Raw genomic sequence first — 15,654 nt, forward strand, 5'->3', positions numbered from 1 at the left:
GACGGCGCCGGCAACTCCGGCGGCATCGGCGGTACACCGGGGTATGTATGCGTGGCGATGGGGAAAGCGCCGGCACTGGAACACGTCCCCAAGCCGGCGAGGAGCTGCAATGACCCGTAGCGATCACCACCACGACCGTCCGGAGATCGTCGTCGGGCTGGTCGCCACCCCACCCGACCACCCCGCGCGGGTCACGGGGCGCCTCGCCGCCGAGCTCGCCACCCTGCTCGCCGAGCAGGTGGGCGCCGAAGTGCGATGGAAGGTCCGGCAAGGCTGGGGTGAGGTGACGCCGCCTCGCGACGGCGGCGCGGAGTCACTGCTCGACGATCTGGCCCGACGGCGTACCGAGGACCAGTGGGACGTCGCGGTCTGCCTGACCGATCTGCCGTTGCAAACCGACCGGACACCACTGATCGCTCAAGTCTCCACCCGGCGCCGAGCCGCGATGGTGTCCCTGCCCGCGCTGGGCCTGAGCCAGTTACGAACCGTCCGCGCGGTTGTCCCGGACATCGTGGGCGCCCTGCTCGCCGACACACCCGTCCATCCGCGACCGCTGGGCCGATGGGCACCGGAGAACCTGACGAGCCGGGTCGCTGTCATCAAGCGGGTGATCGGCGAGGACGACGCCGGAGAAGTGCGGTACGTCGCCTCACGGGGAGCCGGGCGGGCGCGGTTGCTGACCGGAATGGTCAGAGCCAACCGGCCGGGCCGCGCGCTGCTCGGCCTGTCCAAGCTATTGGTGGGCGCGTTCGGCACGGCCGCGTTCGCGCTCACCACCAGCACCATCTGGCAGATGGGCGATGCGCTCGGCGGTTGGCGCCTCGCCGTCATCATGCTGTTGGGGCTGTCCGGACTGGTGGCCTGGCTGATCATCGCCCACGACCTGTGGGAGAAGCCCGACGGTGACACACCGGCCGAGATGGCACGGATGTTCAACCTCGGCACGATCCTCACCCTCGCGCTGGCCACAGCAGTGTCCTATGTCGTGCTGTTCATCGGGACACTGCTCGCCGCGGCGTTGTTGATCGACACCTCAGTACTGGAACAGACCCTGCAACGGCCGGCCCACGCCTCCGACTATCTGACACTCACCTGGATCATCAGCTCGCTGGCCACCGTCGGCGGAGCGATCGGGTCCGGGCTGGAGGACGAGGCGACGGTCCGGACCGCCGCCTACGGACACCATCCCGAACCCTCCGAGCGGGCCGACGACGACCGGTGACCCGGCGTCCCGCCGACCCGGATCGGGGCCGGGTGCCTTCTCACCGGCCACCAGGTCATACCCGGCCCGCGGCGCCGGCGGGCTGCGGGGCTTTGGCGAACTCCTGCACGATGCGTTCGCAGAAGGCCGGCAGGTCGTCGGGTGACCGGCTCGTGGTGATGTTGCCGTCGGTGACGACCGGCTCGTCGACCACCTCGGCACCGGCGTTGCGCAGGTCGGTGCGCACGCTGGGCCAGGAGGTCAGCCGGCGCCCGCGTGCGACGTCGGCCTCGACGAAGTTCCACGGGCCGTGGCAGATCGAAGCGACCGGTTTACCCGACTGGACGAAGTCCCGGACGAACCGCACCGCGGCGGGCTCCATGCGCAGCTTGTCCGGGTTCACCGTCCCACCCGGCAGCAGCAACGCCTCGTAGTCGTCGACCGAGACCTCGCCGACCAGCCGGTCGACCGGGAACGTGCCGGCGTCCTCCAGGTCGTGATCGCGGGCCTGGATCTCGCCACCGTTGATGGAGACCAGGACGGTACGGGCGCCGGCGTCGTCCAGCGCCTGCCGCGGCTGCTCCAGTTCGACCCGTTCCACCCCGTCGGTGGCGAGGAGGGCGATCCGGCGTCCGTCCAGCTTCGTGGCCATGTCAGGCACCTGTCCCTGTCGTCGCCGGGTGCAGGACGACCTTCGTCCAGCCGTCGTCGCGCTTGTCGAAGTGCTCGTAGGCCTCCGGCGCCCGGTCGAGGGGCAGCTGGTGGCTGACGATGAACGACGGTTCGGCCTTGCCGCCGGCGATCAGGTCGCGCAGCTGCCGGTTGTACTTCTTCACCGGGGCCTGGCCGCTGCCGATGTGCTGGCCCTTGAACCAGAACATGCCGTAGTCGAAGGCGAGTTTGCCCTGCTTGGCCAACTCGTCACTGGCCCCGGGGTCCTGGGGCACGAAGACGCCGACGTTGCCGATCCTCCCGGTGAAGCGCACCGAGGCGACAAGCCGGTTCATCGTCAGTTCGGGCTGCTCCTGACCGTCGGGCTCGTGCGCCTGGTATCCGACGCACTCGCAGCCGTTGTCCGCCCCGAGTCCCATCGTCTGCTCGAGAACGGCCTCCACCGGATCGACCTTGGAGTCGTCGATGGCGATCGCGCCGATAGACTCGGCCAGTCGCAGCCGGTCGGGGTGCCGGTCGACGACCATCACCTTGCTCGCTCCCCGGATGGTCGCCGAGAGCGCGGCCATCAGCCCGACCGGGCCGGCGCCGTAGACGACGGTCTGGTCGCCCGGTTTCACCCCGGCCATCTCGGTGGCGTGATAGCCGGTCGGGAAGATGTCGGCGAGCATCACATAGTCTGTCTGGCGCTGCTCGGCGTCCTCTCCGAGCCGCAGGCAGTTGAAATCACCCCACGGCACGCGCAACAGTTCGGCCTGCCCGCCGCCGTACGGGCCCATGTCGGCGAAGCCGTACGCCGCACCGGCCATCTTCGGCTCAGGCTGCGCGGTCAGACAATAGTTCGTCAGCTGACGCTCGCAGTTCTTGCAATGCCCGCACGAGATGTTGAACGGCAGGACCACCCAGTCGTCCACCCGGACCTTGTCGACGCCGCTGCCGACCTCGACCACCTGACCCAGATTCTCGTGTCCGAACCACCGACCGGGCTCGAAATCGGTTCGCCCCTCGTACATGTGCAGATCGGAGCCGCAGATGTTCGCCGACGTGATCCGCACCAGCACATCGGTCGGCCGCTCGATCCGCGCATCGGGAACATCCTTGACGCTCACCTGCCGCGGACCCTCATAAACCACTGCCTTCATCACTACCTCCTCGTCGCGGACACCTCTCTTCGCCCAGAATCGGGCCAGGCTCTCCACTGAATACACTCGACGGAATGCCCGAAGTCGACATGAGCTTTCGCGTCGACTCGGCCCCCGCGTGCCGGATCCAACACCGGCACCGATACACAGACCACGCCCTTGTCGACACCGAGTACAGGAAATAGGTCGAGCGGCAACTCGGTTGCGGCGTTGCCGGTGACCGTGGCACGGTGCGGATCCTGACCTTTTCCGTTCCGAGGCTCTGGTGACGATCTACTTCTACGGTGCCGACGAGGTTCCGTACGGCTGCTTCTCGAACTTCTCCGCGCACGGCTTCGATCTGGACGGCCACTGGTGGCCGACGTCGGAGCACTACTTCCAGGCGCAGAAGTTCGCCGATGCCCGCCATCGCGACCTGATCCGCCGCGCGGCCACGCCGCTACGCGCCGCGCAGTCGGGTCGCGACCGGTCCCGGCCGCTGCGCCGTGACTGGGACCGGGTCAAGGACGACGTGATGCGTCGGGCGGTCGCGGCCAAGTTCGCCGCCCATGCCGACATCCGCGCGGTCCTGCTGGGCACCGGTGACGAGGAGATCGTCGAGGACACCGACACCGACCACTACTGGGGACGTGGCCGGTCCGGGGTCGGCAGGAACATGCTCGGCCGGATCCTGATGCGCACCCGTACCCGGCTTTGCGCCGACCAGGCGAACATCGGCGACAAGGGTCATCGCGGCGTCCGCTGATCGGCATGACAATGGCCCAGAGAACGGGGGAGCTCACCGGAGCCGAGAGTGCCTCAGACGTCGCGCCGTTCGACCAACGACGACGTCGCAGACTTTCTCATCGACCTCTAGGAGAGTTCGCCGGAAGCGCGTATGGAAATGGTCGGCGGCGTCCTGGAATGGGTGGCCAAAGCGCCGGAGGACGCCCCGCTTTCTTCCGACGCCTGACGAGCCGTCGCCGATGCGGCATTGATCGCCGCGCAATATCCCGGCGGTGCCGGAGTCCCGTCGACCTAGGGTTCAGCTGGCGGGCGATCGGCAGGCCGAGGCCGGTGCCGATGTCGAGGAACTGCCGGATCCGGCGCCGGCGGCCAGATGGTGAACCCGCGGACGAGGCATCGATTGGCATGGCTGGAGTCAGAGCCTCCCGGCGGGGTTGCCGGGGAGGCTCTGACCATTGGGGGGCCGGATCAGAGTCGCGGGTCCTCCTGGACCTTCAGGGCGTTGAGGATCGGGTCGCCCTCACCCTTCTCACGGTTGAACACGATCGTCAGATCGCCGCCGGTGTGCTCGACGGTGACCATGTTCGTGTCCGCGGTCAGCGCACCGACCTTCGCCTGCACGTCGTGGTCGTAGAGCAGGACCTTGCCGCCGGCGAGCACGTCGAAGGCACGCTTACCGGGCTTGACCTTCTCGAGCTCCGCGAAGTCGAGGTCGATCCGGTACGTCCCGGCCGGGGCGCTCTTGAACACGTAACGGAACGTCCTGCCGGTCCGCTGGGTGCGGAACAACGCGTCGTCCCTGGTGCCGGCGATGTCGGCTCGGGTGGTGTTCGCCTTGCCGCCGACGTGGCCCCAGGATCGTGAACCGAGCGCCTGGTCAGCTGACCAGAAGCCGCCGGAGCCGACGTATCCCGGCCCGCCGGCGTCGACGGCCCTCCCGTAGGCCGACGTCGCCAGGCGCACCGGCTCGAGGCGGCTCTCGCCCTTGCCTGCGTTCGACGCCACGAGCAGGTCCCCGACGAGCACGCCGGGTTTGACGCCGGTGTTGTCCGCCGTCACGGTGACCGTGGTGGCGGTGCCGGCCGCGAGCGTGACCGTGCCGGTCGTGGCCGATCCGGTGAGGGTGAGCCACGGCAGGTCGGCGGCCTCGCTGATGCGTACGTCGAGCGGTGCGGACCCGCTGTTGGTGACGGTCACGGCGGCCGTCGCCTTCCGGCCCTCGTCGAGCAGCCAGTCGAGGCTGCCCGCGGTGACGGTGGCGATGCCCGTGGTCAACGCCGTGTCCCGTACCTCGGCCTGGTCCTTCCTGGTGATGGCCACCGGGTGGGCGGCGGTGACGTAGTTCGGTGCCTCGACCTGCACGGTGTTGTCGCCGACCAGCGCCTGGGCCTTCCACCGGCCCTTCGTGTCGGTCGAGATGACGCGCTCGCCCGCGGGCCCTCGGAGCGTGACGATCGCGCCGTCGATCGGCTTGCCGTCGTTGACGTCGGTGACCGTGCCCTCGATCGTGCCCGCGGCCGGGAGGCGGTACTCCAGCCCCAGGCCGTTCTTCAGGACAGGCTGGTCGACGGAGTACTGACCCGCGGGGTTGCGGTTCAGGCTCTGTACACCGACCGTCGCCGACGACCCCCGGGTGAGCGGGTTGTCGCCGCCGACGCCGTCGCCGTAGCCGATCTGGATCCGGCCGTCGGCGATCAGGGTGACCGAGAAGCTGACGCGAGCCGTCCGGTCACTGTAGAAGGCGACGTTGCGCCATTCGACGACCTGCCCGGCGACCCCGTCCACCTCGGTCTTGCCGAAGTAGACGCCCGCCTCGTCGTCGACGACCAGGTCGTCCCAGAACGGGTGGATCGCGTCGATCGGGGCCGGGGACGGCAGCGCCGTGTTGCTGCCCGACGTGTCGGCGCGGTCGAAGGCGAGCGTGCCGTTCGTCGTCACGCACACGCCGTCCCAGGCGCTGTCGTAGAACGGCTGGAGGTAGTCGGCGTCGAACCACAGCACCCCGCAGAGGTCGTCGCCGTGCCAGCCGGACTCCTGCGTGCCCTGCCGGTAGAGGCCCTCGGTCACCGTCATCGTGTACGAGCGACCGGCCGGCGCCACCGGTACGGGACCCGGGTCCGGCTGCTCCGGCTGAGGCTCCGGCTCCGCCTGGTCGGCGCGCGGGTCGAGGGTGACCCGCAGCGCGGCGATGCTCGGGGGCTGCAGTCCCTTCGAGCCGCGCAACTCCACGGTCAGCGGGCCGCCCTCGTGCTGCACGACAGCCTTGCGCCAGTCGGCGGTGCTCGGCCCCACGGCCGCGGTCGGGTCGTAGGCGTAGTCGGTCAGCTTTCCGTCCACGAGCACGTCGAACACCCGCTTGCCCCGGGCCGTCCTGTCGATCTCGGCGAACCCGAAGTCGATCGCGTAGGTGCCCCGGGGCGCGTCCGGGAAGCGGTAGAACAGCTGCTTGTCCGTCGTGGTGCGCTGCGACTGGAACAGCGCGTCGTCGGTCGTGCCGGCGATCGGGGCCTTCGTCACGGCGACCTTCGTCCGGCCCTCGTAGCCCCACGACTTCGTGCCGGCGGCCTGGTCGGCGGACCAGGTCCAGCCGGAGCCGTCGGTGAGCTTCGCGCCGCCCGCGTTCACGCCGACCTGGTACTTCGTGGTCGTGAGAGTCACCGGGACGTAGCTCTTGGACTGACGCCCGGAGTCGGAGCGGACCACGATGTTCGCGCCCTGGACTCCGGGTGCGGCGTTCTTCGCCGAGATCGAGACCTTGACGGTCGCCGACTGGCCGGGGGCCAGCGTGCCACCGGTCGAGGACAGCGACAGCCACGGCAGGTCGGTGAGCAGGTCGTCCTCGACGTCGACGAGCACGACGTCGTCGGCGATCTGGTCCGCCGCCCACAGCGCCCCGGTGGCGTCGGTCTCCAGGCCGCCGCCCTGGCCGGCCTTGCGGCCCGGGAACCACCACGCGTTGACCAGCGAGCAGTCGACGGGGTCGACCTGCAGCAGGCGGGTGGGCCGGTTCGCGGTGAGGTCGGTGTACCAGATCGTGTCCGAGGCATGGTTGTAGGCCAGGCCCATCACCTCGGGCAGCGGGGGAGCGCAGAACGACAGCAGCGCGCCCGGGTTGTCGTGCGACGTACCGGCGACGGTCCCGATCATGCCGTTGCGGCGCCCGCCGACGTAGAAGACGTCCCGGGCCGGGTTGTACGCGAGACCGGTCAACTGCAGCGTGGACCAGTCACCCTTGACCTGCCTCGTCTCCTTGCCGGTCGTCCGGTCGAAGCAGTGGATGTAGCTGGCCGGGCTGTCCTCCATCTGGCACATGTCACCGGTCCTGGTGTCCAGGGCCATGTCGAACGCCCGGTACGCGGGGTTCCACGACGCGTCGAAGGCCTTCCCGGTCCGCTTGCCCGTCACCGTGTAGGCGGTGTTGGTCCGCGCGTTGTAGTCGTGGACCCAGACGTCGCCGTCGTAGCCGATGCCGGAGGGCTCCTTCTCCGCGATCGTGCCGGGGATGGGGATCCGGGTGACGACGTCACCGCCGGAGGTCGCGCCGACCTTGGCAGCCGCCCGCGTCTCCGCGGCGCTCGACGTGGCGGGCGTGCCGTCGACGGTCGACGGTCTCATGCCGCTCGCGCCGGCCTTCCACGCGGCGAGGTCGACCGTGCCGGCCGCACCGATGCCGGTGCGTGCGGTGGCCCCGGCGGCGTCGAGCTCGGGATGCCGCGCGGCTTCGCCCAGGTGGTACGTCAGCGGCGCGGAACCGTTGTTGGTCAGCGTGAGCGAGCCCACGCCGTTCTGGCCGGTCCCCAGCAGCGCGTCGAGGCCGTCGGCCTTCAGTCCGGCCGTACCCGTGGTCAGACGCGCGTCGATCGTGGCCTTCGCGTAGAGCTGCTTCAGCGCGAAGGGGTACGCCGTGGTCGTGTAGCGCGGCGCCTCGACCGTCATGGTGTAGTCGCCGACCGGCAGCTGCCGGTGCACGATGCCCGTCCCATTGGTGGTGACGGTCTCGACGAGCCCGTTCCCGGTGCTGAAGGAGACCTTCGCACCGGCGATCGGCAGCCCGTCGTTGCGGTCGACGACGGTGGCGTCGAGGTACCCGAAGTCCGGCATGTCGTAGGTCACGATCATGCCGTCGTGCAGCACCGGAGCGTGATCGGAGAACCGGATGCCGTCGACACCGGCCCAGCCCTGGATGCCCGTGACGGCGTGCGTGCCGGCGGTCACCGGGTCGTCGGTGCCGACGCCGTCGCCGTACCCGAGGATGATGGTGCCCGAGCGGGTGAGCGTGGCCGAGAAGCTGACCGGCTCGGTGTACTCCGACCGGCTCGGATAGGCCCACAGCCTGGCGTTGCGGTACTCGACGACGAACGCGTCCTCACCGTTGACCGTGGTGGCCGCCGTGAAGACGCCACCACCGGGAGCGAACTCGACGGGGGTCTCCACGTAGAACGGGAAGATGCCCGCCCCGCCGTAGCCGGGCCCGGTGCTGCCGTCCGGGGCGATGACGCCGCGCAGGCCGACACCGAGGGTGTCGTGGCTGCCGTTGTAGAGCGCGATCGGGAACGGCAGCTTCACCGTGGACCACACACCGCCGGTGAAGGTGACCGGGTCGGTGCCGCGCAGGTGCTCACCCTCGGAGACGGCGCAGCTGTAGCCGCCCTCGTCGACGACGAGCCCGACCGGGATCTCGGACGGCTGGTTCTGCGCGCCGACGGTCAGCGGGATCGTCGTGGGTGAGAAGCAGGCATCGGGTTCGACGGTCAGCCCGTACGCGCCCTCGGGGACGGCGGTGATCGTGAACGCGCCGGCGGCGTCCGTGCGTACCGGCTTCAATGGCGTGTCCTTGACGGAGACGTCGGCGTTGGCGACGGGCCGCCTCCTGTCGTCGACGACGCGGCCGCTGATGTCGTGCCTCGCGGCGGCGGTGAGCGGCAGTGTGACGGAGGTGTCCCGGCCGAGGGTGATCGTGACGTCGGCGGTCGCGGTCAGGTAGCCGAAGACCCGGGTGCGCAGTCGGTAGTCGCCGGCCGGGAGGCTGGTGGTGAACCGGCCGTCCTCGTCGGTTCCGATCGACCGGCTGAACGGCCCGCTGATCGTCACGTCCGCGGCCGGGACCGGCTTGCCGCCGGCGGTGACGACACCGGTGAGGGTGCCGCCCTTGCGGGGTGCGAGCTGCAGCAGGCGTACGAGGTCGAGCCGGCCCTCGCCGTACTTGTTGTTGACCTCGGCGGTGCCGCCGCACTCGGTGTCGTCGACGTCGACGGCCGACTCGCCGAGCAGGCGGCGGGTCTCGTCGACCTGCCCGATCAGGGTCGGGTCGTAGCTCCAGAGCGCCGCGACGGCACCGGCGACGTGCGGCGCCGCCATCGACGTACCGGACATCTCGATATAGCCGTCGTTCGGATAGGACGATCGCACGCCGTCACCCGGGGCGGAGATCTCGGGCTTGATCCGGCCGCCGTCGCCCTCGCCCTTGCGGGAGAACGAGGCGAGCGTGCCGTCGGACGAGGTGGCGCCGACCGAGTAGGCGCTCGTGGCGGCGCCGGGCGAGGAGACGGTGTCACAGGCGGCGTACGGCGAGGTGTTACCCGACGACCAGACGCTGAAGATGCCCGCCGCGCTCCAGGCCTCGTCGATGGCCTGGAAGAAGCCGTCGAAGTCGTGTTCGACGTTCTGACCCCACGAGTTGTTGACGACGTGGGGGCGCCGGGACGGATCGGGGTTGTCGCCCTTCACATCGGTCGGTGCGAGCAGCCACCAGCCGGACCGCAGCAGCGACTCGACACCGGTGGCGGCGCAGCAGCCGTCCGTGGCGATCCACTGTGCGTCCGGTGCGACGCCGACGTGGTCGGTGCCGTCGTCGCCGACCATGGTGCCCATGGTGTGCGTGCCGTGCCCGTTGTCGTCGCACGGCGCGTCCCCGCACGACCCGCGCGTGGCCATCCAGTTGTAGTTGTGATCGACGGTGCCGTCGGGCTTCGTGCCGCGGTACTGGCGCCGCAGGGCGGGGTGGTCGAACTGCACGCCCGAGTCGAGGTTGGACACGGTGATGCCGGCGCCGGTGGCTCCCATGGCCCATGCCTGCGGGGCGCGGATGGCCTCCAGGCCCCAGGTGACGGTGCCGGCCTCACCCGCGGCCTTCGGGGCGGCGGGCCGGGCCGGCCGGTCGGCGGGGACCTTCTCGTCCACCGGCTCGACGAGGGCGACCTGCGGCGTCGCGTGGATCTCGGCGACCTGCACCCGTGCCGCCACGTCGAGGGCGAGCTTCTCGGTGCCGCCCTTGACGAGCACGGCGTTGGCGATCGGGAAGGAGGTGTACTCGACGCCGGCCCGGTCGAGCTCGGTGGAGACCGATGCCGTGGAGCTCTTCGCCGCGGCGGTCAGCGCGTCGTAGACGAACCGGCCACGAGCGGTCCAGTCAGTGATCCTCTTCGCCGGCCCGAGGTCGGCTCCGGTCTCGAAGGTGATCCAGAAGTCGGCGGACGGCTGCGTGCGGAAGCGGTCCTTCAGGTCCGGCGCGATCTTGCCGGCGGGCGTGCCGGGATCCGGCTCCACCGCGGACACCGGTAGTGGCTGGAGCATGCTCAGGCCGACCACCGCGGCGAGCGTTGCCGCGAAAGCTTTGAGTCTCATGGGGGTCCCTTCCGCCTACAGAGGTTGGTAGGGGTCGTGGCTGTGGTGATCGGCGGCACCGGCGGCGTCGTGGGCGTCGGAGTCGTCGCGGGCGCTGTCGTGCGGATCCCGCGACAGCTCGACGGGAGGCGGATGCTCTACGGCGGAGTCGTCACGCACGACGGGTCGCTCAGGCATGCATCGCCGATGGGCTATGGATCATGCAGCCATGCTCGGGCGAACCGAGGGACCCTAGCTATCCGGCGGATACGTCAATCTTCACGAGGCGCCGTCGAGAGGGTCCTCTTCGGCGAACACACCCGCCTCCACCGCCTTGACCGCGAGCGCGGTCCGGGAGCTCACCTTCAGCTTGCGCATCGCCGCGCGCAGCTGCTGATCCACCGTGGCCGCGGACTTGGCCAGGATCCGGCTGATCTGCCGGTTCGTCTTGCCGGCGACGACCAGCTGAACCACGTCGAGCTCACGAGGTGACAGCTGGTCGCCGTACCCCCGCCGGCCGCCACGCCACAGTCGCGGGACCTCGGCGCCGTGCTCGCGAAGCCGCTGGGCGACACGGTCCGCGTCGCCGCGGGCCCCCAGCCGGAACAACTGCTCGTACTGCGCCGACAGCAGCTCACGGCCCTGATCGAGCAGCCCCGGCTCGGTCCGGCCCTGCGCCAGCAGCGCCTCGGCCTGCCGCTCGCGGGCGCGCATGGCGTCGTAGGGGCGCGGCAACGCACTCCAGGCGCGCGCCGCCCGGTCGTACGCCGTCGCCGCCCGGGAGTGGTCTCCGGCCGCGGCGAGCAGCAGGGCACGGCACACGGCGAGAGCGGCACGAGGCGCGGGCGCCGTACGGCCACGCAGTCCCCGGGCGAACCGGCCGACCAGGCGTGTCGCGCCCGTCAGGTCGCCGGCGGCGAGCAGCGCCTCGACCCGGGCGGGAACGAGGTCCGTCGCCCAGACCCAGATGCCCTTGCGTCGTACGGTGTCCATCGGCTCGTCGGTGACCCGCAGCGCCCGTCGGCTGTTGCCGTCCGTCAACCACAGCCGGGCCAGTGCGGCGGCGGCCTCCATCGTGTCGTCGACCGCGCCGAGACGGGCGGACTCCTCCAGGACCAGCCGGAACTGCTCCTCCGCGGCGCGCCGCCGGCCGGCCGTGGCAGCCAGCCGGGCAGCGAGGCGAATGCTGCCGAGGTAATGTGCCGGCCGGTCCCGGTCGGCATCGGCGAGTACGGTGCTCGTCTCGGCGAGACCGTCCCACCGTCCGGTGTTCCACGCCAGGTTGGCCTGTTCGAGTCGCACGTTGTGCTGCAACCGCGACGCCTGCTCGGCCTCGGCCAGGCGCAGGGCCACGTCGAGGTGCTGCTCGGCATCGGCGTACCGGCCCCAGATCAGCGCCCCGGTACCGATGTTGACGTGGATGCGGGCCACGTCGAGGCGCTCGGCCGTCGTCGTGCCGTCGACGGGCAGGCCGGCGACGACGTCCCAGGCCTCCTCCTCACCGAGCATGAGCAGCGCCGCGGCCCGGTTTCCGGCCAGGTTCAGCCGCTGTGCGGGGGAGTCGATCTGCGCGGTCAGCTCGGCGGCGCGATCCAGCCAGCGCCGATGAGTCGAGGCCGGCCACGGTCCCGCGTACGCCCAGCCGAGATAGGTCATCGCCCGCGCCGCCTCGACCGGATCGTGGTCGAGGTTGGCCACCGCCTGCTCCAGCTCGCTGAGCGCGGCCTGCGCCTCGCCCCCCGTGATCAGCAGCCGGCCCAGGGGGTTACGGATCTCGGCCAGCTGCCGGGCGGAGAGGCCGGGGGTTGCCAGGACCGAGCGCAGGGTACGGATCACGCGGTGGTAGACCTCGTCGACCGGTTCCCGGCGGCCCAGCGCGGCGACTCCGGCGATGCGCGCCACACGCGCCCGGTCGGCCGGCGGCAGTACGGTCCACGACAGCAGATCGACCAGCAGGTCCACCGCCTTGGTGTGGTCACCCGAGGCCATGGCCAGTTCGGCGCCCTGCTCGGCGTACCGCGCCCAGGACCGGGTCTCGCGGGCCTCGCGGAAGTGGTGGGCCAGGCGCGCCACGGGCGGCGGACGGAGGTGCTCCAAGGCGCGGCCGGCCAGCAGGTGCAGGTGCCGGCGGTCGGTCAACGGGATCGCCTCGTAGACGGCGGTGGCGGCCAGCACGTGCCGGAACCGCCACCGGTCGCGGTCGTCGCCGTCCAGGACACCGGCACCGGCCGCCTCCGCGACGGCGCCCCGGCACACGGCCGGCGACAGGTCGGCGGTCATCGCGATCGTCGCCACCGAGGAGCGCTCGGCCAACGTGGCCGCCGCCCGCAACACCTGCTGCGCCGCCGGCGACAGGCGGCTCACCCGCTCCCGGGTGGAGTCGCGGACCGTCGGCGGAACCCGGAGCTCGCGCAGCTTCAGCCGGACCCACTGACCGTCGCGGAAGACGAGGTCGGCACGGTCGCACATCAGGCGGACCGACTCCTCCACGGCCAGCGGGACACCGCCGGTCCGCTCGTGCAGGAACGTCGTGAACTCCCGCGAGATCGGGTTGCCGTCCAGCATCGAGGACACCAGCGCCGCCGTGTCGTCGGGTCGCAACGGCGCCAGGGCGATCCTCAGCTGGGTCACGCCGGCGGGCAGCCGGGACGTCAGCCGCAGCAGCAGGGATCCGTCGTCCACCTCCTCCGGCCGGTAGGAGATCACCAGGCTGGGTCCGTCCGACTGCTGCCGGGAGAGGACGAACAGCAGGAACTCCAGGGTCACCTCGTCGGCCCACTGCGCGTCCTCGAGCACGAGAACGTCGACACGCAGAGCCCGCAGCAACTCGTCGAGGGCACGGAACAGCCGATGCCGGGCCGCCTTCGCATCATCCAACGGCGGCAGTACGGGCGGCAGGTCCGAGGACCATTCCGGGAACAGGGGCCGCAACGCGCCCGCGAGCTCGGTCAGCGGCAAGCGTGGCACCGGCCGTTCGATCCCGTGGAACGCGTCGACGATCGGCCCCAACGTCAGCGACTCACGAAGAGGCGGACACACCGACACCAGGGCGGTGCGCTGATCCGGCGCGGCCGACCACTCGCGCAGCAGCCGGCTCTTGCCGATCCCCGCCTCGCCCTCCACCAGCACGATCGCCGGAGGCCTGGCCAGGGCGCCCCGCAGTGCCGTCAGCTCCCGATCACGACCGACGAAACGCGGCGTGGAAATGGCCGGTGAGGTCCCGTCGTCCTCCGGCGAGGGGTCCAGCATGCGTGGTGATCTCGCTTTCCGCGACTCGGGCATTCCGATGATCATCTAATCATCACCATGATTGTTTCCGATACGTACGGTCGTCGAGGCCGGGCTGGACGAGCGTGGGCACAATCGGGGCGTGGCGAAACCCGAAGTGCTCCTGCGCGTGGAGGCCGACCTCGCACGCGGCCACGTCCGCTCGGCGATCCAGCGGCTGGGCAGCCTGCTCGCGGACCATCCACAGGATCTCGAGGTGCGCGCCCGCCTCGCCGACGTCTGCCGCCGGGCCGGTGACGTACCCGAAGCGGGCCGTTGGGGTTTTCTCACCGAGGACGCCGAGCCGCACGAGATCGCAGCCTTCGCCAGGAAGAACCGGTCCGCCACCGACCGGCTGAGCCTGCTGCGCCTGCACGGCGAGGATCCCCGCGGACTCGGGCCACTCGCCGGGCCCCGCTACGCCGACCTGGCCGCCCGCGCCGCCGCCGAGACCCGTCTGCCCGCCGTCAGAGCGCCGGCGCACGACGCCCGACCGCCGGTCCACCGCACCGAACGGGCACCGGTGGCCCCCGCCCCGTCGCCGGGCTGGTCACTCGGCGACCTTCTCACGGCGCTCGCGGTCTTCGGCCCGGTGACCGTGGTCGTCTGCGTCGTCATCTACAAACTCGTCGCTCTCGTGTTCGCGTCCCCGTACCCGTGACGACGCCGGCCACGACTGACCCTGTGCCGGCCGACGGCCGTCACCGCGGGATGCTCTTCCCCGGGGCGCGACTGTCCTGAGCGTACGGTTGCCGCGTGTCGAGGATTGCCGCCGTGCGTGTCGCCCTGCCTGAATACGTCTACCGACAGGAGCAGGTGACCGAGGCGCTGGCCGAGGTCGTCCTCGGTGACGAGCCGCCGGGATCCGCCCGGCGCGAGTTGATGCGGCGGTTGCACACTGCGGCCGGTGTCCGGACCCGGCATCTCGCTCTTCCGCTGGAGTCCTACCGTGACCTCGGTGGTTTCGGAGCCGCCAACGACGTCTGGATCGACGTCGGCGTCCGCCTCGGTGAGCAGGCCCTGGCCGCGGCCGTCGGGGCCGCCGGTCTGGCTCCGGCCGACGTCGACCTCATCATGACCACCTCGGTGACCGGCCTGGCCGTGCCGAGTCTCGACGCGAGGATCGCGTACCGCCTCGGACTGCGCGACGACGTCAAGCGCATGCCCCTCTTCGGCCTCGGCTGCCTCGCCGGTGCCGCCGGCGTGGCCCGGGTCCACGACTACCTCCAGGGCCACCCGGACGAGGTGGCCGTGCTCCTGTCGGTCGAGCTCTGCTCGCTCACGTTGCAGCCCGGCGATGACTCGACGGCGAATCTCGTGGGCTCGGGCCTGTTCGGCGACGGTGCCGCGGCTGTCGTCCTGATGGGGGAGCGGCGCGCGGCCGCCGCCGGGTTCGATCGCGCTCCCCGTGTGGTCGCGACCCGCAGCCGCCTCTACCCCGACTCCGAGCAGATCATGGGCTGGGACATCGGTGCGTCCGGATTCCGGCTGGTGCTCTCGCCCGAGGTCCCGGACGTCGTGGATGAGTACCTGCGCGACGACGTCGACAGGTTCCTCACCGCTCACGGCTCGGCGTTGACGGACGTCACCACCTGGATCTGCCATCCGGGCGGCCCCAAAGTCATCGAGGCGATCGTCCGCGCACTCGACCTGAAGCCCGAGGCCCTGGACGTGACGCGCGACAGTCTGGCGGCCATCGGCAATCTGTCGTCGTCCTCGGTCCTGCATGTCCTTCAGGAGACCTTGGCGGTCCGCGACTCGAGCGCCCCGAGCCGCCCCGCGGTGATGCTGGCCATGGGGCCCGGCTTCTCATCGGAACTGCTGCTCCTGGACTGGTGAGAGTATCCGTCTCCCGGCCGCGGGGTTGCCGAGTTCGTCGAGGTCGGAGACCCTGGCCTCGTCGTGTGTCGGAGGTGGTCGGATGCCGGGGGGATCGGGGAGGTTGCGGCGTGCCGGTGAGCCGGGCCTTATCCTCTGTGCGGCACCGACCACGTGAAGTCGGGCGTGACGGTGCCGACGGCCGTGCGATTCCTCGGGGGAGGG

At 70.8% G+C, this 15,654-nt stretch carries 9 protein-coding genes; 4 read left to right on the plus strand and 5 right to left on the minus strand.

Translation table 11 applies throughout. The annotated features are described in order from the left end of the window. Positions 1 to 109 precede the first annotated feature (109 nt). Entirely contained in the window at positions 110 to 1,222 is a 1,113-nt protein-coding gene (locus ACQPZW_RS19530; protein ID WP_433796336.1) for a hypothetical protein, read from the plus strand. Between the two features lie 55 nt (positions 1,223 to 1,277). Here the strand turns inward: ACQPZW_RS19530 and ACQPZW_RS19535 are convergent, their stop codons facing one another. Beyond that, on the minus strand, positions 1,278 to 1,853 hold the full coding sequence (locus ACQPZW_RS19535) for a type 1 glutamine amidotransferase domain-containing protein (protein ID WP_433796337.1): 576 nt from the start codon (positions 1,851 to 1,853) through the stop codon (positions 1,278 to 1,280). A 1-nt stretch (position 1,854) separates the two neighbouring features. Then, positions 1,855 to 3,015 (minus strand): glutathione-independent formaldehyde dehydrogenase, encoded by a 1,161-nt coding sequence (locus ACQPZW_RS19540; protein WP_433796338.1) that lies wholly within the window; start codon positions 3,013 to 3,015, stop codon positions 1,855 to 1,857. A gap of 265 nt (positions 3,016 to 3,280) precedes the next feature. Between ACQPZW_RS19540 and ACQPZW_RS19545 the strand changes: the two genes are divergently transcribed. After that, positions 3,281 to 3,760, plus strand: a complete 480-nt coding sequence (locus ACQPZW_RS19545) for an NADAR family protein (protein ID WP_433796339.1) — start codon at positions 3,281 to 3,283, stop codon at positions 3,758 to 3,760. A 449-nt stretch (positions 3,761 to 4,209) separates the two neighbouring features. On the opposite strand, the gene ACQPZW_RS19550 is transcribed toward ACQPZW_RS19545, so the two are convergent. The 3 genes from ACQPZW_RS19550 to ACQPZW_RS19560 all read right to left on the minus strand — a co-directional run bounded on the left by ACQPZW_RS19550 (position 4,210) and on the right by ACQPZW_RS19560 (position 13,593). Next, positions 4,210 to 10,365 (minus strand): S8 family serine peptidase, encoded by a 6,156-nt coding sequence (locus tag ACQPZW_RS19550; protein WP_433796340.1) that lies wholly within the window; start codon positions 10,363 to 10,365, stop codon positions 4,210 to 4,212. A gap of 15 nt (positions 10,366 to 10,380) precedes the next feature. Then, positions 10,381 to 10,542 (minus strand): hypothetical protein, encoded by a 162-nt coding sequence (locus ACQPZW_RS19555; RefSeq protein ID WP_433796341.1) that lies wholly within the window; start codon positions 10,540 to 10,542, stop codon positions 10,381 to 10,383. A gap of 81 nt (positions 10,543 to 10,623) precedes the next feature. Then, positions 10,624 to 13,593, minus strand: coding sequence for a helix-turn-helix transcriptional regulator (locus ACQPZW_RS19560; protein WP_433796342.1), 2,970 nt, complete (start codon positions 13,591 to 13,593; stop codon positions 10,624 to 10,626). Between the two features lie 121 nt (positions 13,594 to 13,714). On the opposite strand from ACQPZW_RS19560, the gene ACQPZW_RS19565 reads away from it, so the two are divergent. Beyond that, positions 13,715 to 14,272, plus strand: a complete 558-nt coding sequence (locus ACQPZW_RS19565) for a DUF6584 family protein (protein WP_433796343.1) — start codon at positions 13,715 to 13,717, stop codon at positions 14,270 to 14,272. 95 nt (positions 14,273 to 14,367) lie between these two features. After that, positions 14,368 to 15,450: a type III polyketide synthase gene (locus tag ACQPZW_RS19570; RefSeq protein WP_433796344.1), complete on the plus strand. Its 1,083-nt coding sequence runs from the start codon at positions 14,368 to 14,370 to the stop codon at positions 15,448 to 15,450. The last annotated feature ends 204 nt before the right edge of the window (positions 15,451 to 15,654 follow it).

The sequence above is a fragment of the Actinoplanes sp. CA-252034 genome (genome assembly GCF_050956125.1).
Classification (GTDB): domain Bacteria; phylum Actinomycetota; class Actinomycetes; order Mycobacteriales; family Micromonosporaceae; genus Actinoplanes.